We start from the raw sequence: 23,465 nt of genomic DNA, 5'->3' as shown, positions 1-23,465 counted from the left end.
ACTAATTATAGTACTGATGAAAAATAATGATAACAGACGTTCATTTATAAAGAAAATAACCATCGGCGGTATCGGACTCACTGCGATGCCATCGGTGATGATGGCCGAAGCCGGAAGCGATACGCCTGATAAGGTAAATGAAACTTTACAGGCGTCTTTAAAACAGGATGAAAAGAATATAAAAAGAGCTTATAATACCAGCTATAAAAACGAAAATCTCAGAAGAGTAGCATTTCCGATTGGTGGTTTGGGTTCTGGGATGTTCTGTTTAGAAGGTAGCGGAGCCATATCTCATATGTCTATTCGCAACAGACCTGAAATATTTCATGAGCCCAATATGTTTGCCGCAATTGCTGTAAAAGGCAAACAAACGGTAGCACGGGTATTGGAAGGGCCAATTGAAGAGTGGAAGATGTTTGGTCAGCGCGGTACGGGTAATGGGGCTAGCGGGAGTAACTACGGTTTGCCAAGATTCAACAGTGCTGTATTTACAGATCGGTTTCCATTTGCAACTATTGATCTTGAAGAAAAGGACATACCGTTAACAACACAGATTTTGGGATGGAGTCCATTTATTCCAACTGACGAAGACAACTCAAGCTTACCAGCAGGTGCATTAGAATATAAATTCACAAACAATACTTCAGAAACTATTGAAGCAGTCTTTTCTTATAATGCAAGAAATTTTGTGTTACAGGGCGGCCAAAAAGGAGCCATTAAAAAGTTATCAAATGGATTCATTCTGTCGCAGGAAGGAACAACTGAAAAACCACATTTAAAAACAGACTTTGCTATTTTCACCCATGAACCTGCAACTGTGGATTATTGTTGGTTCAGAGGTGGATGGTTTGACCCTTTAACCATGGTTTGGAATACAATTAAAGAGGGAAAAGTTAAGGCTCAGGAGCCTGATTCAGATGCACCTGGTGCTTCGTTATTTGTTCCGTTTAAATTAAACGCAGGAGAACAAAAAACCATCAGGCTTATGATGGCCTGGTATGTTCCGGATTCAGATCTTCATATTGGAGATGTGGTCGTTGATCCAAAAAAGGCTGAATCGGCGGATTGTTGTGTAACCCCCTATGCAATTGGTTTGGAAGAGAAGTCAACTTACAATGATCGAAATTACAAACCCTGGTATAGCAGTAAATTTAAAGGCATAGAAGAGGCTGCAGCTTATTGGAAAGATAATTATGAGGAACTGCAAAAGAAGTCAGCAATATTCCGTGATGCTTTTTACTCGAGTACTTTACCTCCGGCAGTTGTTGAAGCCGTTGCGGCAAACCTGACTATCCTTAAATCGCCAACAGTATTGAGACAATATGATGGTCGTTTGTGGAGCTGGGAAGGGTGCGGAGATGATGGTGGGTGCTGTCATGGTAGTTGTACACACGTATGGAATTACGCACAGGCAATTCCTCATCTTTTTCCATCCCTGGAAAGGAGTTTGAGAACTACAGAGTTCTGTGAAAATCAAAATTTTGAAGGGCATCAGCAATTTAGGGCAAATATGCCTATTAGTCCGGCTAAACATGATTTTCATGCTGCTGCAGATGGCCAGCTTGGGGGCATCATGAAAGTATACAGAGAATGGAGAATTAGTGGTGATGCCATATGGTTAAAAAAAATATATCCAATGGTAAAAACGAGCATGGATTATGCAATTAACACCTGGGATCCAAGAAGCAAGGGAATTGTCGAAGAGCCGCATCATAATACCTATGATATTGAGTTCTGGGGACCTGACGGGATGTGTACGAGTTTTTACCTGGGAGCCCTTAATGCAATTATTAAGATGGGACAGTTTCTTAAAAAAGATATATCAAAATATAAGACACTCTACACTGCCGGCAAAAAGTTCATGGAAAGTGAGTTATATAATGGAGAATATTTTAATCAGAAAATTCAGTGGACAGGGTTAAACGCGCCAAATCCAGTAAATGAAAAATCTTTTGCTACTCAATATACTGCTGAAGCATTAGAAATATTAAAGAAAGAGGGACCAAAATATCAGTATGGAACAGGTTGCTTATCTGATGGTATTCTTGGCGGATGGATTTCCAGAATGTGCGGACTTGAAGAACCGTTGGATGTTGAAAAGACCAAAAGTCATTTATTATCTGTTCACAAATACAATCTGAAGGCAGATTTAAGTGACCACGTAAACCCTCAGCGTCCATCATATGCTGCAGGGCATGAAGGCGGCCTTTTGTTATGTTCATGGCCGAAAGGAGGGATGTTGTCTCTGCCCTTTGTTTACAGCAATGAAGTGTGGACAGGAATTGAGTATCAGGTAGCATCCCATCTGATGCTTATGGGGCAAGTGAATGAAGGTCTGGATATTGTAAAGGCTTGTCGCGACCGATATGATGGCCGAGTGCGTAATCCTTTTAATGAATATGAATGTGGGCACTGGTATGCCAGGGCAATGTCTAGCTACGGAATGATACAAGGGCTTACCGGAGTACGCTATGATGCCGTAGACAAGACCTTACATGTAGATTCCAAAGTAGGAGATTTTACCAGCTTCCTATCGACAAATTCAGGTTTCGGTACAGTAAGTTTTAAAGATAATAAAGCATCACTTAACATTGCTTACGGTAAAATACCAGTTAAAAAAGTACTGATAGCAGGTAAAGAAACACGATTGTCGTAGTTGTAAAGTATATAAATTAAAATAGAAACGATGAAATTATATCTGATCGGCGGTTTCCTGGGTAGCGGTAAAACAACGGCTATTCGAAATGCATGCGCTCAATTAATGAAAGAGAATGTGAACGTTGGTGTAATTACTAACGACCAAGGGGTTCAGTTGGTAGATACCAGATTCATCCGTAATGCAAATATTCCAGTAATGGAAGTGACCGATGGTTGTTTTTGTTGTAATTATGATAAAGTAGACAGTTTGATTGAAATACTAAAAGAAACCAATCACGCTGAAATTGTATTTGCGGAATCAGTAGGATCCTGTACAGATATGATTGCCACAGTGGTAAAACCACTGCAAAAATTTCGCAAGGATATAGGAACCGTAATCTCTGTTTTTGTTGATGCAAATGTGTTACCGACGATGCTCCAGGCTGCACCGTTATTTGTGGATAGTGTGACTTATATTTATAAGAAACAAATTGAAGAGGCAGATATCCTTATTGTCAATAAGATTGATTCTCTGACTAACGATGAGTTAAACAAGATGGAACGTTTGGTAAATAGTAAGTTTCCTGAAAAAACAATTTTGTTTCAAAATTCGCTTGATATAGAAAGCATAGACCAGTGGTTAATTACACTGGAAAATTTTAAAGCAGCCACCAGAAACTCTTTGGAAATTGACTATGATATTTATGGTGCAGGAGAAGCAGAACTTGCCTGGCTTGATATTGAATTGGAATTGTTTGCTGATGAAAGTAATGTGTTTGAGGCAGGAGTTGCACTTGCAAAGGAAATTCATTGGGAAATAACCGAACAGAAATTGCCAATAGGCCATTTAAAATTCTTCGTTGACGATGGAGTGCAACAAAAGAAGATAAGCTTTACAGCGGGAAGTCAAAACGCAATAACTGAGGTTACAAAATCGTCTTCTTCAAAGGTAGATATACTGATCAATGCAAGAGTGCAAACTGKACCGGAACATCTTGAAGCTTTGGTGTTCGATATGATCGGCAAAATTGAAGCAAGCTCAGGGCATAAATTTATTACGAAAGGTATTTCCTCATTTAAACCGGGCTACCCAAAACCAACACATAGGATTATTGATTAGATCTATCAAAAGAATAAAATGCAGAATCAAGTAAGAAAATATACTGCTGAATTTATAAGCACATTTATAATGGTTTTCTGTGGTACAGGGGCGATTATCATTAACCAGGAATCGGGTGGAGTGGTAACGCATATGGGTATAGCAATCACCTTTGGTTTGGTTGTGATGAGTATGATTTACGCTTTTGGAAATATTTCGGGTGCGCACATGAATCCGGCGGTGAGCATTGCCCTTACCATATCAGGAAAGCATCCGCTAAAAGATTTGGTACCTTTTGTTTTGAGTCAGCTGGCAGGAGCGATCGCAGCAAGTTGCACGTTGCAGGCCCTGTTTCCAGCTAATGATACACTAGGATCAACATTACCTGCAGGTTCCGCTTTTCRATCTTTCATACTTGAGTTTTTCCTAACATTTTTTTTAATGCTTGTAATCATTGGCGTAGGAAGAAAAAGTAAAAAAGAGGGGAGCCTTGCCGGGATAGTAATTGGAGGTGTAGTTGGTTTGGAAGCGATGTTTGCGGGGCCAATTTGCGGAGCATCAATGAACCCGGCGAGATCATTAGCCCCGGCAGTTATTTCTGGTCATACGGAACATTTATGGGTGTATTTGAGTGCAACGATTTTTGGTGCTATCATGGCTGTTTTAGTCGGCAAATTTTTATTAGCTGAAACCTTTGTTCCACAGACGCATACTGAAGTTGAAAAATCAAGAATTAGCGCTTATGAAAATTGAGGATAAAACTGTGGTATCTATTAGATATAAGATGGAAAATAGTAGAGGGGAGGTGCTTGAAGATATTCTGGATGGGTTGCCAATCAACTATTTACATGGTCATGGAACCATTTTCCCTTCCCTGGAAGCAGAACTCAAAGGTTTAAATGAAGGAGAAGAAAAACAGATTTTTTTGTCAAAGGAAACAGGATATCAGGATTTAGATGATGAGTTTCATATCTGGGTTGTTGTTGACAAGGTTCGGTATGCCAGCGATGAAGAGCTGGAAAAAGGGTTAAATCCAGTGTTGTCAGACGGTTATTGTGGCCCAGAGGGTTGCTGTTAGAAAGGATTAAAAAAAATGAAAAGACTTGAAAAAATAGCATTTGTATTTATTATACTAAGCATGCTTTTCTATAAGGATGCAATAAGTAAAGATAAAAACATGGACGTTTGGCTGGAAAGCTCGTTGAAACGGATTTTTCCTCAATCACCAGGTAAGGCCACTGATCATCTCACCTTAATTGTAGCTAGAAACAGTAGGGTATCCTTTCAGGTCGGATTTCATAGCAATATGAAAGACAGGGTAGAGATTGCCTGTGATGTTGAAACCGGAGCAGTTAAGCATGAAGTTCGTTATGTAGGCCTGGTTCCTTTTCAAAACTTTAATACCGATGTACGTGAGGAAGAGCTTGATGGCATTGGTTTCTTACMGGGAATGTTACCAGATCCACTTTACCCGCTTACCCGTGTAGATGCTAATCCATATGCAAGCCGCTCTTTTTGGGTTACATTAAGGATTCCAGAAAATATAGAACCGGGTATTCACCAATGCAAAGTAAAAGTAAGCTGGAATGAGGGAAAAGTTAACATGGAGAAAACGCTTTTGGTTGATTTAAATATTAGCAAGCTTATTGTTCAGCCTCGTAAAAATTTTCATGTAACCCATTGGTGGAGAGGCGAAGCTACCTGGGCTCAGTATAAGACTGAAATGTATGATGAAAAATGGTGGCAGCTCACTAAGGCACAGATGAAGAATTTAATTGATCATGGAAATGATGTAGCCTTTATTCAAAATTTGTTTGAGCTTAAAACTGTATTTAAAAAGCCTTGTCAGATGCTGATCATCAATGAAACCAGTCCTGGTAAATATAGTTTTGATTGGTCTCGTATAAAGCGGTTCGTTGATATGACTAAGGAATTGGGCTACAAAAAATTTGAATGGGGTCATCTTTTTCTTTACTGGGGTGTTGAAAATGCAATGCATGTTTATACGCAAAAAGGTGATAAATATGAACTGCTTTGGGATGAGAATCTTTCTGCAACTTCTCCGGTTTACCTAAATTTTCTAAAACAATATCTGCCAGCGTTTCATCGCTTCCTTAAGAAGGAAAACGTATTAGACGATTCCTATTTTCATTTATCGGATGAGCCTGGATCTGAGCATATACAAAACTACAAGAGGGCTAGAAAAATACTACAGGAACTGGCTCCCTGGATGAAGGTAATGGATGCATTAAGTGATGTGAGGTACGGAAGAGAGAAATTAACTGATATACCGATTCCAATCATTAGCTCGGCCGGCGATTACCTTAAAGAGAATATTCCTCATTGGGTGTATTACTGCACAGGACCCAGAGATCAGTGGCTTAATCGGTTCTACGACACCCCACTTGCTAAAATCAGAATGTCGGGTTTTTTATTTTATCATTTGAATGCTCAGGGCTTTTTACACTGGGGATACAACTATTGGAATGTAGTGGAAAAGGAAGAACCTATTGATCCCTTTACCAATGCATCAGGAAGTGCTTATCCTGGAATTGCAGCTGGAGATCCCTTTGTAGTTTATCCGGGACCAGATGGGCCATACGATTCAATAAGATGGGAAATATTTGCAGAATCTCTTCAGGACTATGCCATTTTGCAGTCGGCTGGTATTAAGCAGGACGATCCCATGCTATCTGAAATAAAAACTTATGCTGATTTCCCTAAGAAAGAAGAATGGATAGATCAGACTATGAAACGAATACTAGAAAAATAAATACTTGATTAATGAAGTCAAAAACACTTAAAATAAATCGCACAGATAATATAGAGGTAGCATTATCGGATTTAAAAGCAGGTGATGCCATAAATAGTGATGAGGGAACTTATGGTTTGGTTACAGATGTTAAGGCAAAGCATAAATTTGCGACTATTGACCTACTGCCTGGAGATGATATTGTGATGTACGGGGTGCTTGTAGGCAAGGCAACTACAGCAATTAAAAAAGGCGAAGTAATTACTACAGGCAATGTTAGTCATGCGGCTAATAACTATAAACTTAAGGAAAGAAAAACCAGCTGGGAAGTGCCAGAAATATCCTCATGGAGCGATAAGACTTTTATGGGATATCATAGAGATAATGGCACAGTTGGCGTGGCCAATTACTGGCTGATCATCCCTTTGGTATTTTGTGAAAACAAGAATGTACAGGTTATTCAGGATGCCTTTATGAAAGGATTGGGGTATCATGACAATGATTCATCCTATTACAATCAGGTACAGCAATTGGTTAAGATGCACAGAGCCGGTATAGCTGTTGAGGATATATTGAGCATAGACATAGGTAGTTTAGATAGTGATGTAGTGGCAGAAAACAGGGTGTTTCCGAATGTTGATGGGGTTAAGTTCTTAACACACTCATTAGGATGTGGTGGTACAAAAGACGATGCCATAAATCTTTGTGGCTTACTTGCAGGATATATAACGCACCCCAATGTTGCAGGAGCTACTGTGCTAAGTCTTGGTTGTCAGAATGCACAAATACCGCTTTTAAAAGAGCAAATTGCAAAACGAGATCCTCAGTTCTCGAAACCTTTATATTGCTTTGAGCAGCAACAGGTAGGAACTGAATCTGAATTAATGAAATTGGCTATAAAACAAACCTTTGCAGGCTTGATGCAAGCCAATGAACTTAAGCGCCAACCCGCCCCTTTAAGCAAACTTTGTATTGGACTGGAGTGCGGGGGGTCGGATGGTTTTTCTGGAATTTCAGCTAACCCGGCTTTGGGATATACTTCAGATCTATTGGTTGCTTTGGGATCATCGGTAATACTTTCGGAATTTCCAGAGCTTTGTGGTGTGGAGCAGGAACTTAGCGATCGTTGCTTAGATGAGACTGTCGCCCAGAAGTTCATGACCTTAATGACAGCTTATCATGAAAKAGCTAAAGCTGTAGGTTCAGGTTTTGATTCTAATCCGTCGGCAGGCAATATACGTGATGGTTTAATTACTGACGCCATTAAATCTGCCGGTGCAGCAAAGAAAGCAGGTACGTCGCCAGTTATTGATGTTCTAGATTATCCAGAACAAGTTTCCAAACCAGGATTGACATTGCTATGTACACCTGGTAGCGATATAGAATCAACAACGGCAGAGGTTGGAGCAGGAGCTACACTTGTATTTTTCACAACCGGATTGGGTACCCCAACGGGCAATCCTATTGCACCTGTAGTAAAAATCTCAACTAATACAACGCTATATAAAAAGATGAATGACATCATTGATATTGATGCAGGTACAATAATAACTGGCGAAGAAACAATTAAACAGGTAGGAGAACGTATTCTCGATTACATCATAGAAATAGCCAGCGGGTCGATTAAAGCCAAGGCTGAAGCATTGGGACATAACGACTTTATTCCCTGGAAAAGAGGGATATCCTTATAAACAGACAATTTCAAATTAAAACGAATAAATACATTATGAAATTATATAAAACTAAACAAGGTGCTATTTTGCATAGTGATGCGGGATATTATTTACTTAATACTGATTGGGATACATTGATTAATAATGACAACCTCTACAAATATTTAGTTCATGTACTTAGTGAGAGTCCTGAATCTTTGCAGGAAAATAAAGCATTAGCAATATTAGAAAACGATGTTGAGGCACCAATTGGACAGCAGGAAGTTTGGGCAGCAGGAGTAACCTATCTGCGCAGTCGCGATGCCAGAAAAGAGGAATCTAAAGATTCCGGTGGGGCAAGCATGTATGATAAAGTTTATGATGCAGATCGTCCTGAATTATTCTTTAAATCATTACCTCATCGTGTAGCTGGACATAAACAACACGTAAACATTAGAAAAGATTCGACCTGGAACGTGCCGGAACCTGAATTGACTTTGTTTATCAATGCTTCCGGAAACATACAGGCTTATACTATAGGAAACGACATGAGTTCCAGAAGCATTGAAGGAGAAAACACGTTGTATCTGCCGCAGGCAAAGATTTATGAAAGAAGTGCTGCTCTGGGACCGTGTTTATATATACCTGAAAAGCCGATATCCGATAAAACAATGATAGAGATGGTTATCAACCGAAACAGTAAGGAGGTTTTTCGCGATTCGGTTTCTATTAGCAGAATGAAACGCTCTCTGAATGAGTTAGTAATCTATTTGTATGCTGAGTGCGATTTTAAAAACGGATGTTTTTTAATGACCGGAACTTGTATTGTACCTCCTAATGACTTTACTTTGAATGAAAAGGACGAGGTTAGCATAAGTATTGATAATATTGGAACATTAACAAATCACATAGCTATTCGTGTATAAAAAATAGCTTTAAATTTTACTAAATATGGTGTCTATAACAGGTGAGAATTTTATTGGAAATATTCGTAGTGGCAATGGAACCGATAGCTTTCAGGCTTTCAATCCCACTGGGAATGTTTTAATATCAGAAAAGTTTACTTACGCAACAGAGAAAGAACTTGAACGGGCATTATCATTAGCGCAGGATGCTTTTGTTAGCTATAAAAATATTTCAACAATTAAGCGTGCTGAGTTTTTAGAAGCAATTGCAGAAGAAATAATGGCGCTTGAAGAAACATTGATAGAAAGAGCTGTTACAGAATCAGGTTTGCCCATTGGACGAATAACAGGCGAAAGAGGCCGTACCTTTGGTCAGTTAAAAATGTTTGCCCAGTTACTACGTGACGGCTGGTATGTGGATGCAAGAATAGATACTGCACAACCTGAAAGAGCACCATTACCAAAATCTGACATCAGAAGAATGCTTATTCCAATTGGCCCTGTTGCAGTTTATGGTGCCAGTAATTTCCCATTGGCTTTCTCTACAGCAGGAGGCGATACTGCTTCTGCACTTGCTGCAGGCTGTCCTGTAATTGTTAAAACACATCCATCTCATCCTGGCACCAGCGAATTGATATCTTCTGCAATTATTCAGGCAGCTAAAAGAACAGGCATGCCTGAGGGTGTATTTTCAGCCTTAAACCTTACAAACGATCAGTCGGTAAGACTCGTACAGCACCCTGCTATAAAGGCAGTGGGTTTTACAGGATCAAGAAAAGTAGGCATGACTCTTTTTAATGCGGCTGCGAAAAGACCAGAACCCATTCCTGTATATGCAGAAATGAGCGCTATAAATCCGGTTATTTTGATGGAAGAAGCATTAAAAGTAAAAGGAGAAGCAATTGCTAAAGGATTGGCCGGCTCAGTAACTATGGGGGCAGGCCAATTTTGTACTAATCCTGGATTGGTATTACTAATAGAAAGCGAAGCGAGTAAATATTTTCTAAATCACTTTGTGAAACATCTGGGAGCAACTGAACCTGCAACAATGTTGAACAAGAATATCTGCCAATCATACAGTAAAGGTATCGAAACGACTAAAACGGTTAACGGAGTTAATGTTTTGGCTGAGGGAACAAAATTAGCAAATGACGAGAGAAATGAGGCCAGATCAATTGCTTTTACGGTTTCAGCAGATGATTTCCTTTCGAATAAACAGTTAAACGAGGAGGTTTTTGGTCCGGTAACACTTTTTGTATTGATAAAAGATACAGCCCAGCTTCATCTGGTTTTAAATCAATTGGAAGGGCAGCTTACGGCTACTGTTCATGCCGAACCTGAAGATAAAGGTAATTTGATTCCTGTAATTGATATAATCACCCAAAAAGCGGGTCGTGTGATCTATAACGGTTTTCCTACAGGTGTAGAAGTTTGTCATTCAATGCAACATGGTGGACCATTCCCGTCAACCACCGATGGAAGATCAACATCTGTGGGTACTGCAGCAATTTATCGTTTTTTAAGACCGGTGTCTTATCAGGATATTCCAGATGAATTACTTCCTGCAGCATTACAAAACAGTAACCCACTGAGTATTTTGAGGTTGATAGATGGCTCATGGAAAACTGATTTAATACCTTAACTTCGTGCTTATTTTTAAGCTATGAATTGGGAAAAGTTATTGTCATCAAAACGATGGGGAAATGAAGATAGGTTTACTGGAAATCAAAAAGAAGCTCGTTCCGAGTTTCAAAGAGATTATGACAGGATCATATTTTCATCGCCTTTTAGAAGATTACAAAACAAAACCCAGGTATTTCCTTTACCAGGCAGTGTGTTTGTTCATAACCGACTTACACACAGCCTGGAAGTTGCGAGTGTTGGGCGATCATTGGGTACGATCTTTTACAACAGGATAAAAGACTCAGATGCCAATATAGATGAAACCTGTCCGCTGCTATGTGAAATAGGAAACATTATTGCATCTGCTTGCTTGGCTCATGATCTGGGTAATCCGGCCTTTGGTCATTCTGGTGAATCAGCCATATCGCACTATTTTAACAGTGGTGATGGGAAGATATATCAGGAACAGGTAAATGAGGCACAGTGGGAAGATTTGATCCATTTTGAGGGAAATGCCAATGCATTAAGAATATTAACCCACCCATTTGCAGGAAAAGGAACAGGAGGATTTGCATTAACTTACTCTACACTTGCTGCGATAGCTAAATATCCATGTGCATCTGTAGCAGGCCATAATAAAAAGAATATTTATACTAAAAAATACGGTTTCTTCCAGTCAGAGCAAAGCGGATTTGAAAAGATTGCTGAAGAGATGGATCTTATTAAGGTTCAGGAATCGCCTTTGATTTATAAGCGACACCCACTTGTGTATTTAGTAGAAGCAGCAGATGACATTTGTTATAATATTATTGATCTGGAGGATGCACATCGTTTAAAAATCCTTTCGTACAAGGAAGTTGAAACTTTACTTTTGCCTTTGTGTAATGATGTTAAAATGCCATCAAGGCTAGCTGAAATGGAAGATGATGATGCCAAAATCACGCTCATGAGGGCAAAGTCGATAAGCACATTGATATGGCAATGCTCAAATGTATTTTATCAGGAACAGGAATCGATATTAAACGGTGACTTCAATATAAGTTTGATGGATGCTATTGAAGCGCCATTCTTATCCGTAATGAAAGAAATAGAAAAGATTTCAATAAAAAAAATTTATAACTATTCTTCTGTTGTACAGATCGAAGTAGCAGGTTATCAGGTAATGGGCGGGCTTTTAGAAGAGTTTATTCCAGCCTACCTGCAAAACGAATCAAAATACCATAAGAAACTGGTTGAATTGATACCGAAGCAATTTTTAACAGAGAAGAATGATGTTTATTCTAAAATCCAAAGCGTATTGGATTTTGTTTCAGGAATGACAGATATCTATGCTGTTGAGTTATTTAGGAAAATTAAGGGAATATCTTTTCCTTCAATGAGTTAATAATAAAATGGAAGTTACAGATATACTTATTATAGGAGCAGGGCCAATTGGTATTGCCTGCGGTATTGAAGCAAAAAAAGCAGGCTTATCGTATGTGATCATCGAAAAAGGATGTCTGGTGAATTCATTATATAATTATCCTCAGAATATGACTTTCTTCTCCACATCAGAGAAACTGGAAATAGGGGGAGTTCCTTTTGTTTCAAATAATCCTAAACCTACCAGGTCCGAAGCATTAGAGTATTACCGCAGGGTAGCACTTAAATTTGAATTAAATACAAAGCTTTTTGAATCTGTTGACGATGTTGCGAAGCAAGATGTTGGCTTTATAGTAACCACTTCAAAATCAAGCTATCTTACCAGAAATATTATCATCTCTACCGGATTTTATGATCTCCCGAACAAAATAGATATACCCGGCGAAGATCTTCCCAAAGTAGCGCACTATTATAAAGACCCGCATTATTATGCAATGCAAAATGTAATTGTAATTGGGGCCAGTAATTCATCGGTAGATGCTGCCTTGGAAACCTATAGAAAGGGCGCCAATGTAACCATGGTAGTCCGAGACGAATCGATAAGTAAGCGGGTTAAATACTGGGTTAGACCGGATGTTATGAATCGCATTGAGGAAGGAAACATTAAAGCTTATTTCCATTCTGAATTGGTTAGCATAGCAAATGATACCGCTGATATTCGAACACCAGAGGGAATAATTACCATACCAAATGATTTTGTGCTGGCCTTAACCGGTTATCAACCCAATTTTGAGTTGCTAAGAAAATTTGGTGTTAAGCTTAGTGAAGACGATAAGTGCCTGCCGGAACACAATTCACAAACAATGGAGACCAATGAAAAGGGTATTTATTTGGCAGGTGTTGTTTGTGGAGGTATGGATACCCATTTATGGTTTATAGAAAACTCAAGAGACCATGCTGTTAAGATCATAAGCGATATTAAAAAGAAAGCTTAAAAAAAATATTTCACATATTGTTTGTTTCGTACGAAAGTTATCCTACCTTTATGTTATGAAACAGAATAAACCTATTGATGCTATTCCTGAGCCTACAAGAGCGGAGCTTGAAATTTTACAGGTTTTATGGGAATTTGGCCCTTCTACAGTGCGCTTTGTTAATGACACACTGAATGAGCAAAGAGATGTAAATTACACCTCTACACTTAAGCAAATGCAAATCATGGCAGATAAAGGGATTCTTAAACGCGATGAGCGCCAGATGAAGCATATATACATTCCCGTAGAAGCCGAAAATAAAACTAAGGATCAACTCTTGAATCGTTTCGTAAATACCTTATATAAAGGATCTGCTTCAAAACTAGTCATGCAATTATTAGGAAATGAAAAGACTTCCAAAGAAGATCTTGATGCTATTAAACAGATGTTAAAGAAACTAGATAAATAATAAAAATTCGAATAATTTAAGAACCACAATTATGGAATTTCAATATGCTTTATGTATCACTTTTTTCCATTCATTATGGATAGGGATGATCCTTGCTTTATTAACAAGTCTGATTATAGTTACTACAAAAAAAAGCAGTGCTGCAATAAGGTATAATTTACTTACTGCTGTTTTGTTTTTGTTTGTGATCATCATGAGCCTGGTGTTTTATGATACCTTAAACTCAGGGAGTATCCATCAAAGTTTGAGTAAGTCAGGGGGAGCGACACTTTTCTCGCCCCAAATAAGCAAAGAAGCCGCCACTGCAGTCAATTCTCAGTCTTTAACTCAGGGCAGTTCTGGATTTATTGATGGAATGGGGTATTTGATGAATATATGGACATCTTATTCCGTTCAAATCGTAATGATTTGGTTTTTGATCATTTGCATTAAATGCATACAGCTCATGATGGGAATGCATGCAATTTACTATCTAAAGAATACCCAGATCTATTCAGCGGGTAATTTCTGGGAAAATAAGGTAACCGAACTTTCAATTAAATTGAGGATCCCCAAAAATATTCAGATTCTACAATCTGGGCTTACGAAAGTACCCGTTGTTGCAGGACACCTGAAGCCTGTGATATTGATTCCACTTGGTTTGTTAAATGGATTGTCTGCTGCCGAAGTTGAAGCGATAATCAGTCATGAACTTGCACATATTAAGCGTAGTGATTACCTGGTAAACATACTTCAAAGCTTGATTGAGATCATATTCTTTTTTAATCCTGCTGTATTGTGGTTGTCTAAATTGATCAAAGAAGAAAGAGAAAACTGCTGCGATGATCTTGCGTTAACTTGTACTTTGAATAAGCAAGACTATATTCAAGCGCTTGTTTCTTGTCAGGAATTTCAATCAAACCAATATGTTATGGCGCTTACCGGCAGAAAGAATCAACTTTTGGAGCGCGTGAGCAGGATGGTATTCAACAAAAGTTCTTCGCTAAACAAAATGGAGAAAATTATTCTGACCGCTACCTTGATATCAACGTTGATTTTTACAGCAGCATTTACCACAAGTAAAAACGCTGTTGTGTCCGATAAACATCCGGTTAGTGAAGTGGTTAATATAAAGCCATATCAGGATACAACTATAAAGCATAATACAACGAAGCGTCTCGCTAAAAAGACTCCGGCAGTTAAACACAGAAAGGCTAATTATGCCAAAACTGCCGAACAGACAAGAGAAAAGACGAGGGTTATTGCCGAACAAAAAAGAGAGGAAGCCGAAAAGGCAAAAGCAGCACATGAAATAGCAAGCCAGAAGGACCTAAGTAACAAAATTTATGATACTGCCAGGTATGAAAAAGAGGCTGCAAAATACGCTGCTGCAAGTCAGCAGTATAAAAAGGATGCTGCAAAATATGCAGATGAGGCGGCAAAATACGTCGCCGATCCGGAACATTATCCGGTTCCCCCAGTGCCGGTAGCCCCGATAGCTCCTGTATATAGAAAACCATATATTCCTGCCAAGCCGGTAGCTCCGAAAGTTAGAATCGGTGACGGAGTAGTGATTCAGGATCGGGCAGAACCAAAAGATATGACTAAGGAACTGCAAAACGATGGCTTATTACAGCAAACAAATAACTTTAAATACAAGCTGGACGCCGATGAACTGATCATTAACGGCAGGAAACAATCGGATGCGGTTCACCAGAAGTATATGAAAAAGTATCTCAAAAATCGTAAAGGAACAATTACTACAACAGTAAACACTGATTAAAAATAGTTTAATCTTACTTTACACTATTGCAACAACCAGCGTCATTTTAAACACTGAAAGGGACATACTATGCCCGGATTTTAAAAATTAATCTTCGATGATGACAAAAAAAATATTGGCTATTTTGGCCATAGGGATTTGTATTGTCCCAATTGCTACCTTTGCCCAACAGACTGAGGCAAGTATTTCCGGACAGATAAGGGATACGGAAAATAAGACCTTTGATCTGGCTACAGTTGCCTTGCTTAATGCTAAAGATTCAGTTGTACTGAAATCTACCTTTACTGAAAGCGATGGTAAATTCAGTTTCAATCAGTTGAAGGCAGGGGACTATCAAATAAAAGTTTCTGCAATGGGTTATACCAGCTATAAGAGTGAGGTGATCACTTTAAATACAGCACAGCCTAGCTTTTTTATCCCTAATATTAAACTTATTCCTTCCAGTAATAGCCTTAATCAGGTAAATATTACAGGTAAAAAATCTTTTATTGAACGTAAGATTGATCGTGTGATTGTAAACGTAGATGCCCTGATATCCAATACCGGTTCTACTGCATTAGAAGTTCTGGAGAAATCTCCCGGTGTGCAGGTTGACCAGAACGGCACAATAACTTTAAAAGGCAAGCAGGGGGTATTGGTGCTCATCGACGATAAACCAACATATCTTTCCGGCGCGGATCTGGAAAACTACTTGAAATCGCTACCATCCTCGTCATTAGAACAGATAGAGATCATGACAAATCCTCCTGCTAAGTATGATGCAGCAGGTAACGCGGGGGTAATTAATATAAAAACCAAAAAGGGAAATCTTAAAGGCTTTAATGGTGGCTTTAACCTAAGCCTTAATCAAGGCCAAAAAACAAAAACACTAAATAGTCTGAACTTCAACCTAAGGAACAATAAGTTTAATTACTTTGTAAATTTCAGTTACAACTACAATACCGGCTTTTCGGATCTTGATATCAACCGCACCTATAAAAATGCTGACAACAGTCCAAAATCGTATTTTAACCAGAACAGCTATTTTGACAGACATGGAAATTCTTTAAATACGAAAGCGGGGGCTGATTATTATCAGTCTGATAATACGACCTGGGGCATCCTTGTTAGCGGAATGTCGAGAGCATCTACACAGATAAACAATAATTCTAGTAATCTACTGAATTCAGTACAACAACTCGACTCCGTTATTAAGGCTAAAAATATTGATATAATTGATTTTAGTAATGGCGGTATTAATTTAAACTATCGACATCAATTTGATAAAAAGGGACATGGTATTACTGCCGATGCCGATTATCTGGCTTACAGGAACAAAACCAAACAAACTTATTATAATTCAAGTTTTTTTGCAAACGGATCACTAAAATCAGAAGATGTCCTGACGGGATACCTTCCTGGAAACATTGATATCTATTCTATGAAAACTGATTATTCGTTGCCATTAAAGTCTGAATGGAAACTGACAACTGGATTAAAGACCAGTTATACCAAAACCGATAATACTGCAGATTATGCCTATACCATAAATGAAATTACTAAACCGGATTTCGACAAGAGCAATCATTTCATATACAAAGAGCATATCAGCGCCGCCTACCTGAATTTAAACAGAGAAATGAAAAAAATCTCTGTACAACTTGGGTTAAGGCTCGAGAATACTTTCTCCGATGGTCATCAACTAGGTAACGCAATGAAGCCTGATTCGGCATTTAAAAGAAATTATACTGGGCTTTTTCCTACTGTATATGTATTGTATAAGTTGGATACAGCTGCTAACAATCAAATAGGCCTTAATTATGGAAGGAKAATTGATCGTCCATATTACCAGGATTTAAATCCTTTTATCTCACCATTAGACAAATTCACCTTTTATGTTGGAAATCCATTTCTGAGACCGTCATACACCCAATCAATAGAATTGTCCCATACCTATAAAAACAAGTATACCACTACCATAAGCTATTCAAAATCCAGGGATGAAGTTAATGAAACTATTGAGATATTAAACGGTACTTACTACAGCAGACCTGGTAATATTGGGAAAAAAAAGGTTAAAAGCATCTCTTTTAACGGAACATTTGATGCTGCAAGGTGGCTTAGCCTTGATTTTTATGCGGAGGTCACTAACATCAAAACAGTAAGCGATTTTTATACAGGAAAACTTAATACCAGTGGTACTTTCTGTTTTACCAGTGCAAATGCAAAATTTGCTTTAGGGAAAGATTGGGACGCAGAACTAAGTGGTAATTATAGGAACCGGATTATAGATGTTCAATTTGAACTGAAAAGTATATGGCAGGCCAGTACAGCCATTCAAAAGAAATTGTCGCCTAGCACAACTTTGAAGTTAGCCATCAATGATTTGTTTTATAGTAGAATTAATAGGGGAGTTATTAATAACCTTACACAAACCGATGCTAACTGGACCAACAAAGGTGATTCAAGAACTGCAGTGCTTTCCTTTAACTACCGCTTTGGAAAAGCCTTCAGTACACCAGCCAAACATGGTGAATCAGGAGCAGAAAGTGAAAAGAACAGGGTGAAGAACTAAAGTTATTTTTTATGTTTCTTCCTGTATTCTGAGGGAGAAGTACCGATGAGTTTGCTAAATAATCGTGAAAAATAATATTGATCATCAATACCCAACACAGCGCAAATCTCTTTAATGCTTTTGTCAGTAAAGTAAAGATATTGACAGGAATGCTGTATTTTGAGCTGATTGTAATAAGCTATGGGTGAAATACCAGTTTTTTGTTTAAATATCCTTAAGTAGTGTGATAGAGAGATCTTTTGTTGATCAGCAAGCTGATTTACTGTAAGTTTCTTATCAAGATTGTCTTTCATAAATGAAATTGAACTGCTTACCGCGTCTTTACTATAAACAGAAGGGTTTATTTCTTTATAATAAATTAGCGAGGTTACGAAATAGAGTAGTCTGAAGTTCATGATCTCCATTTCTTTTGTACCAAAACTCTCTTCAAGCATGGTATATATTTGATTAAAAATATCTATTCTGTCCTGCTCAAAGGGAATTGAATGAACCTCATGTTGCCCCTCAACAAGAGAACGTTCATAAATCATCCTTGAATTGACCCCACTAAAATGCATCCAATATATACTCCAAGGGTTTTTTAACGAGCTGAAATACCTGTGGGGTATATTTTTAGGGATGATAAAAAATGTGTTTGCTTTTAAAACATAAACCTTATTGTCCAATTCCACAGAGCCTTCTCCATCTATACAGTAAAGTAAAATGAACTCGGCTGAACCTGTTTTTCGCTCACGATCATGTCCCAAGGCATGTGGATAGTAGCCGATTGCCGTAAGGTAAAAAGAATTGATTAGGGGATTGTTCTTAATGCTTTTCCTAATATTGGGCGTAAGGACAATCATTTTTTGACCCAAAAATCCTTCTTTAATTTTCTTTTTCTCCTCTGTCATATTTTAAATGCTAAGGTATAATAAATGTTACTTATTTTACATTTTGTAACACTTCAGTTATGATAATATTGTCCATTATTTGTCTTAGTTAGTCCATTTCTGGCTTCTAATTTCCCCGTAAGTTTATCCTAACAAATATTAAACGGGATTAACCAAATATTATTCACTATGTCTTTCTTTACGATTAAAGGAACTGTAAGATGGTATGCTTTGCTCATATTTCTCATTTTACAGTGTAGTTTTACAGTTTTCGCTCAGAATTCAATTAATGTCGCAGGCCGGGTAACCGGAAAGGACGACAAATTACCCATTCCAGGTGTTTCAGTGAAGGTCAAGGGCACAGGCACCGGTATATCAACCGATAAAGATGGTAAGTTTGCGCTAAATACCACTTCAAATTCAACAATAGTTTTTACCTCTGTGGGCTATGTAACTCAGGAACTTCCTGCTTCGGCCACAATGAACGTATCTCTTGTCCCAGAGGATAATAATTTGGAGGAAGTAACCGTAGTTGGTGTAACCATTAAGAAAAAGGACCTTACCGGATCTGTTGCAGGAATAACAGATAAAACCATTAGTGAGTTACCGGTAACTAATGTTAACCAGGCCATGCAAGGGCGTATTGCCGGTGTGCTGGTACAAAGTAATGACCCGAGACCAGGTGGTGGTGTGTCTATAAAAGTAAGGGGAAATAACTCCATTAAATTTGGTGCCGATCCTATTTACGTAGTTGATGGTTTGGTAATAGAACAAGCTTTCAATACCATAAACCCTGATGACATCGCTAGTATTGATGTATTAAAAGATGCATCGGCGACTGCTTTATATGGATCAAGGGGTGCAAATGGGGTGATATTGATTACCACCAAAAAAGGTAAGAGTGGAGAAGGAAAGATTGAATATAGTGCGTGGGTGGGCGTACAATCGTTCACAAGAAACTTATCTTATCTGAATGCGCAACAAATAGTCGACCTGAGACTGGATGCCTACGCTAACAAATATATGGATGCTAATCCTACTGCAGACAGGCAGGCATATATCAATACGCTGCTCGGCCCTAACTCTATTGCATTTGGGGCAGATGAGCTGGCTGTATATAATCGTGGTGAATCATACAACTGGCTTGATCAGATCACCAAAAAAGGAATACAGCAAAACCATACCGCCACGTTTTCGAAGGGAGGCGAAGATGGCTCCATGTATGTGAGTTTTAACTACACAGACCAGGGTGGTTTATTGAAAACTTCAAATTATAAACGATATGGTGGCCAGACCAATCTCGATCAGAAAATTAAGCCGTGGTTTAAAATTGGAACCAATACCGGTTTTTCTAGAACAGAAGAATCATACATAGATGGCGGCGTATTTGGAATAGCTGCTAACGCGAATCCACTATTGCCTATCGATGATAAAATAACCTATTTAAGCTGGAAAGGAATTCAGAGTACAGATCTTTATAACCCAATCAGAAGTTTAACTATCGATGGTAAAGGAAAACAAAACCGTTTGCTCACTTCAAATTATGCAGTAGCAACACCAATACCTGGCTTAAATATTCGTACAGGGATATCATTCGATGTGAGGTCACAAGATTACTTTAACTATATCCCAAAAGACTTAGGACAGTCGCTGCGAAACTCTTATAACGGAAGGGCAACACAAAAGAAAGAAAGCTGGATGAACTGGCAATGGGATAATTCTGTATCTTACGATAAGTCATACGGAAAACATAATTTCTCTGGTTTAGTAAGTTTTGGTTTAACTCAGAACAACTACAATTACAATCAGATTGATGCTTCAGGCTTCGCGACAGATGATTTCTCTTATAAATACCTTGGCGGTGCCTACCTAAAAGAGCAATTTCAGCTGGGCTCTGATTTTGTAACCAACTCACTGATCAGCTATGTGGCAAGATTTAACTACAATTATGACAATAAGTATTTCGCAACCTTAACTGGAAGGTACGATGGCTCGTCTAGATTTGGTAACGGAAATAAATGGGGCCTGTTTCCCTCACTTGCCCTGGCGTGGGATATATCTAAAGAAAGTTTCTTTGAAGGCATAAATGTCGATGCACTAAAACTACGCGCAGGATACGGTATTGCAGGTAATCAAAACATCCCTAATTTCGCTTATCGTTCGTTGTACAGGCCTGTTTTCTCAGATAATTCCGTAACCTATGTTTCAGATGGTCGTTTAGGAAATCCAAACCTGGTATGGGAAAAGCAAAAGCAGCTGAATTTAGGGGTAGATGTAGCCTTATTGAACAGTAGATTGTCATTTAGTGCCGATTATTTTGTAATTCATAATGATGATCTGTTAATGGAAAGAACTTTATCTACCACTTCAGGTTTTAAAAACACAATCGATAACGTAGGCTCATTATTAAACAAAGGAGTAGAGTTTAACGTTAACGCCAAGATTATTGACCAGGAGGATTTCAAATGGGATTTTGGTGTAAATCTTTCTTCTTATAAAAATAAGATCACAAAGTTATATGGAAGTGTTGACGCGATATATAATTATGGAGGATTTACCGGAGTAGATATACAGAGGGAAGGAAACTTGTTTTTAAATCAGTCACTAAATTCTATCTATACCTATAAATTTGAAAAAATAGCCCAACAATCAGATCTTGAGCGCATTAAGGATATTGATTATGGGGGACGCGTAATTCATCCAGGTGATATTATTCCGGTTGACGTTAATGGAGATAATAAGATAGATGATGCTGATAGAATTGTTGTTGGGAAAAAGGATCCTAAATTCTACGGCGGTTTCTCTACAAATTTTGCCTACAAAAACCTTTCATTAAACGCAGTATTTAACTACAACTACGGAGGCAAAGCGATTAGCGGTTTGTACGAAGGTTTGTTGAATGGTTCAGGAGAATATGCTGGCATTACTGATGTACTTGATCGCTGGACGCCTGAAAATACGAATTCTAACATTCCAAGAGCTTACACAGGCAGCGGACGTTATGGTGTCGGAGAAACTGATTACGCGGTCCAAAATGCCTCTTTCTTAAGAATGGCGGCACTTTCGTTATCGTATAACTTCACCGAAGGATTTGTTAAGAAAGCAAAAATGAGTAATCTGAGAGTGTATGTAACCGGAAGGAACCTCTTTACAATTACAAAGTATAAAGGATACGATCCTGAGGGTGGTGATGGGTACCCAACATCTAAAATGTTTGTTGCGGGTATAAATGTTGGATTTTAATATTACTAAGATGAAAAAGAAATATAGTTTAATAGTATTGGCATTTATTGTATTGCTAACTAGTGGTTCCTGCAAAAAATTCATCACAGAGGACCCGCAAACCGCCTTAACTGAAGAAGAGGTTTTTAAAAGTCTGGACAATATCGAACCGCTGGTTTTAGGTTTATATACCAGTTGGCGCAACACCAAAAAAGACAGAGGTGGCTTTATCTTTACCATGGGTACTGATGAGGCACAACAAGGAGCTTATCAGGTTCGGACTGACGATCGTCAGGCTGGTATCGACAGATATAATGGTTTCCTTAGCGCTAGTAACACTGCACTTGCAGAGCAATGGAACAGCAGGTGGCCAGTTATATCTGCAGCGGCAAAAGTAGTCTACGCTTTGGGTTTAAATTCAGAGGAATCTGAACGCAAAAATATTATCCTTGGTGAGGCCAGCTTCATTAGAGCCGCGCTTACATTTGAAATGACTCAATACTGGGGTGAAATTCCTATTATCGATCAAGCTAAATTCAAGGAGTATGGCACCAAGCGTCAACCGTTAAATATGGTTTACAATTTCATCATTGCCGATTTGGAGAATGCAGTTAAATATTTGCCTGTAAGCCAAACCGACAAGAGGAGGGCCACTAAGGGGGCTGCCCAGGCTTTACTTGGAAAAGTTTATTTGTATGCTCCTGAAGCCTCTGGAGCAAAAGATTATGCAAAGGCGAGAGATATGTTTAAACAGGTTGTAGAAAATGGAGGTTATAGTCTTGTACCTAAATATGCTGATCTATGGGATCCAACCAAACAGAACACTACTGAATCCATTTATGAATTTAAGTTCAACAATGTTTATCCAGACAACAACCAAACACAATGGCAAATGGGTTCGCGCTCATTAGCTGAAGTAGACCAGTATTGCTATTTTGGTGGTTATGACTTAATGGTTCCTACCAAATACTGTTATCAGACTACAGCAGATGGCGGTGTATGGGAAGACGGGGACGTTAGAAAAAACGAAAGTATCCGCTATGATTTCACCTACAAAGGTAAGGTCCCAACGTTAAATCCAGCATTTGGAGGTGATGAGCTTGATCCTCACGTTAAGAAATTTGAAGATCCGAGAACAGAGGGCACACTTAGCTTCTGGCTATCAGGGAAAAACATATTTTATCTGCGTTATGCAGACATTCTGTTATGCTATGCTGAAACATTAAATGAAACAGGCGCCACTTCGCAAGCTGTGGATCTAATTAATAGCACCATTAGAACAAGGGCCTGGAACGGTAATTTGCCAGCAGATAAAAGATGGAATGCAGGTATGTCTCAACAAGACTTCAGAACGAATATCATGGACGAAAGGATGCGCGAGCTGTGTTTCGAAGGATGGAGACGGATGGATCTAATCAGAACAGGTAAACTGGTTGAGCTTGCAAAACAAAGAAATAAATGGACCAAAGAATCTGGAAGTATCCAGGAATATCATAACCGCTATCCAATTCCATTGCAGGAGATCAAACAGAACGACGACATAAGTGAATCAGATCAAAACCCTGGCTACTCAAACAATTAAGGA

16 protein-coding genes are annotated in these 23,465 nt (G+C 38.6%); 15 read left to right on the top strand and 1 reads right to left on the bottom strand.

The features are described 5' to 3' along the window. The first annotated feature begins 16 nt into the window (after positions 1-16). From AC1DDK_RS17690 to AC1DDK_RS17630, 13 genes are all read left to right on the top strand, one after another. Positions 17-2,656 (top strand): GH116 family glycosyl hydrolase, encoded by a 2,640-nt coding sequence (locus tag AC1DDK_RS17690; protein ID WP_337716074.1) that lies wholly within the window; start codon positions 17-19, stop codon positions 2,654-2,656. A gap of 30 nt (positions 2,657-2,686) precedes the next feature. After that, positions 2,687-3,757 carry a GTP-binding protein gene (locus AC1DDK_RS17685; protein ID WP_477634015.1) on the top strand — a complete coding sequence of 357 codons (1,071 nt, stop codon included), beginning with the start codon at positions 2,687-2,689 and terminating at the stop codon, positions 3,755-3,757. An 18-nt stretch (positions 3,758-3,775) separates the two neighbouring features. Continuing rightward, positions 3,776-4,489, top strand: coding sequence for an MIP/aquaporin family protein (locus tag AC1DDK_RS17680; protein ID WP_477634014.1), 714 nt, complete (start codon positions 3,776-3,778; stop codon positions 4,487-4,489). Between the two features lie 31 nt (positions 4,490-4,520). Beyond that, positions 4,521-4,814, top strand: coding sequence for a peptidylprolyl isomerase (locus AC1DDK_RS17675; protein ID WP_172662745.1), 294 nt, complete (start codon positions 4,521-4,523; stop codon positions 4,812-4,814). A gap of 15 nt (positions 4,815-4,829) precedes the next feature. Continuing rightward, positions 4,830-6,509, top strand: coding sequence for a DUF4091 domain-containing protein (locus AC1DDK_RS17670; RefSeq protein WP_477634013.1), 1,680 nt, complete (start codon positions 4,830-4,832; stop codon positions 6,507-6,509). An 11-nt stretch (positions 6,510-6,520) separates the two neighbouring features. Then, a complete protein-coding gene (locus AC1DDK_RS17665) occupies positions 6,521-8,179 on the top strand; it encodes a UxaA family hydrolase (protein ID WP_477634012.1) in 1,659 nt (552 codons plus the stop codon). 35 nt (positions 8,180-8,214) lie between these two features. Continuing rightward, positions 8,215-9,066, top strand: a complete 852-nt coding sequence (locus AC1DDK_RS17660; protein WP_172662748.1) for a fumarylacetoacetate hydrolase family protein — start codon at positions 8,215-8,217, stop codon at positions 9,064-9,066. A gap of 25 nt (positions 9,067-9,091) precedes the next feature. Further along, positions 9,092-10,687 carry an aldehyde dehydrogenase (NADP(+)) gene (locus AC1DDK_RS17655; protein ID WP_337716080.1) on the top strand — a complete coding sequence of 532 codons (1,596 nt, stop codon included), beginning with the start codon at positions 9,092-9,094 and terminating at the stop codon, positions 10,685-10,687. Positions 10,688-10,708: 21 nt separating this feature from the next. Next, complete coding sequence (locus tag AC1DDK_RS17650) at positions 10,709-12,052, top strand: deoxyguanosinetriphosphate triphosphohydrolase (RefSeq protein ID WP_337716081.1); 1,344 nt, start codon at positions 10,709-10,711, stop codon at positions 12,050-12,052. Between the two features lie 7 nt (positions 12,053-12,059). After that, a complete protein-coding gene (locus AC1DDK_RS17645; protein ID WP_288881718.1) occupies positions 12,060-13,025 on the top strand; it encodes a YpdA family putative bacillithiol disulfide reductase in 966 nt (321 codons plus the stop codon). A gap of 55 nt (positions 13,026-13,080) precedes the next feature. Next, a complete protein-coding gene (locus AC1DDK_RS17640; protein WP_172662752.1) occupies positions 13,081-13,473 on the top strand; it encodes a BlaI/MecI/CopY family transcriptional regulator in 393 nt (130 codons plus the stop codon). Positions 13,474-13,504: 31 nt separating this feature from the next. Beyond that, positions 13,505-15,235, top strand: a complete 1,731-nt coding sequence (locus AC1DDK_RS17635; RefSeq protein WP_337716083.1) for a M56 family metallopeptidase — start codon at positions 13,505-13,507, stop codon at positions 15,233-15,235. Between the two features lie 97 nt (positions 15,236-15,332). Then, on the top strand, positions 15,333-17,789 hold the full coding sequence (locus AC1DDK_RS17630; protein ID WP_477634011.1) for an outer membrane beta-barrel protein: 2,457 nt from the start codon (positions 15,333-15,335) through the stop codon (positions 17,787-17,789). 2 nt (positions 17,790-17,791) lie between these two features. Here the strand turns inward: AC1DDK_RS17630 and AC1DDK_RS17625 are convergent, their stop codons facing one another. Continuing rightward, positions 17,792-18,679 (bottom strand): AraC family transcriptional regulator, encoded by an 888-nt coding sequence (locus AC1DDK_RS17625; protein ID WP_172662755.1) that lies wholly within the window; start codon positions 18,677-18,679, stop codon positions 17,792-17,794. Positions 18,680-18,847: 168 nt separating this feature from the next. On the opposite strand from AC1DDK_RS17625, the gene AC1DDK_RS17620 reads away from it, so the two are divergent. Then, on the top strand, positions 18,848-21,901 hold the full coding sequence (locus AC1DDK_RS17620) for a SusC/RagA family TonB-linked outer membrane protein (RefSeq protein WP_337716087.1): 3,054 nt from the start codon (positions 18,848-18,850) through the stop codon (positions 21,899-21,901). A gap of 10 nt (positions 21,902-21,911) precedes the next feature. After that, the gene (locus tag AC1DDK_RS17615) at positions 21,912-23,462 is read left to right on the top strand and encodes a RagB/SusD family nutrient uptake outer membrane protein (RefSeq protein WP_172662756.1); all 1,551 of its coding nucleotides are present in this window, start codon (positions 21,912-21,914) and stop codon (positions 23,460-23,462) included. Positions 23,463-23,465: the final 3 nt, after the last annotated feature.

The sequence above is a fragment of the Pedobacter sp. 05T44 genome (genome assembly GCF_056395985.1).
Note: the sequence above shows the minus strand (reverse complement) of the source record. Positions and strands in the feature narration are given on the sequence as shown.

Bases quoted from the DNA above. Each gene is read 5' to 3' on its own strand.
- AC1DDK_RS17690 (WP_337716074.1), top strand. From the start codon at position 17: ATGAAAAATAATGATAACAGACGTTCATTTATAAAGAAAATAACCATC.
- AC1DDK_RS17675 (WP_172662745.1), top strand. From the start codon at position 4,521: ATGGAAAATAGTAGAGGGGAGGTGCTTGAAGATATTCTGGATGGGTTG.
- AC1DDK_RS17660 (WP_172662748.1), top strand. From the start codon at position 8,215: ATGAAATTATATAAAACTAAACAAGGTGCTATTTTGCATAGTGATGCG.
- AC1DDK_RS17655 (WP_337716080.1), top strand. From the start codon at position 9,092: ATGGTGTCTATAACAGGTGAGAATTTTATTGGAAATATTCGTAGTGGC.
- AC1DDK_RS17650 (WP_337716081.1), top strand. From the start codon at position 10,709: ATGAATTGGGAAAAGTTATTGTCATCAAAACGATGGGGAAATGAAGAT.
- AC1DDK_RS17645 (WP_288881718.1), top strand. From the start codon at position 12,060: ATGGAAGTTACAGATATACTTATTATAGGAGCAGGGCCAATTGGTATT.
- AC1DDK_RS17640 (WP_172662752.1), top strand. From the start codon at position 13,081: ATGAAACAGAATAAACCTATTGATGCTATTCCTGAGCCTACAAGAGCG.
- AC1DDK_RS17635 (WP_337716083.1), top strand. From the start codon at position 13,505: ATGGAATTTCAATATGCTTTATGTATCACTTTTTTCCATTCATTATGG.
- AC1DDK_RS17625 (WP_172662755.1), bottom strand. From the start codon at position 18,679: ATGACAGAGGAGAAAAAGAAAATTAAAGAAGGATTTTTGGGTCAAAAA.
- AC1DDK_RS17620 (WP_337716087.1), top strand. From the start codon at position 18,848: ATGTCTTTCTTTACGATTAAAGGAACTGTAAGATGGTATGCTTTGCTC.
- AC1DDK_RS17615 (WP_172662756.1), top strand. From the start codon at position 21,912: ATGAAAAAGAAATATAGTTTAATAGTATTGGCATTTATTGTATTGCTA.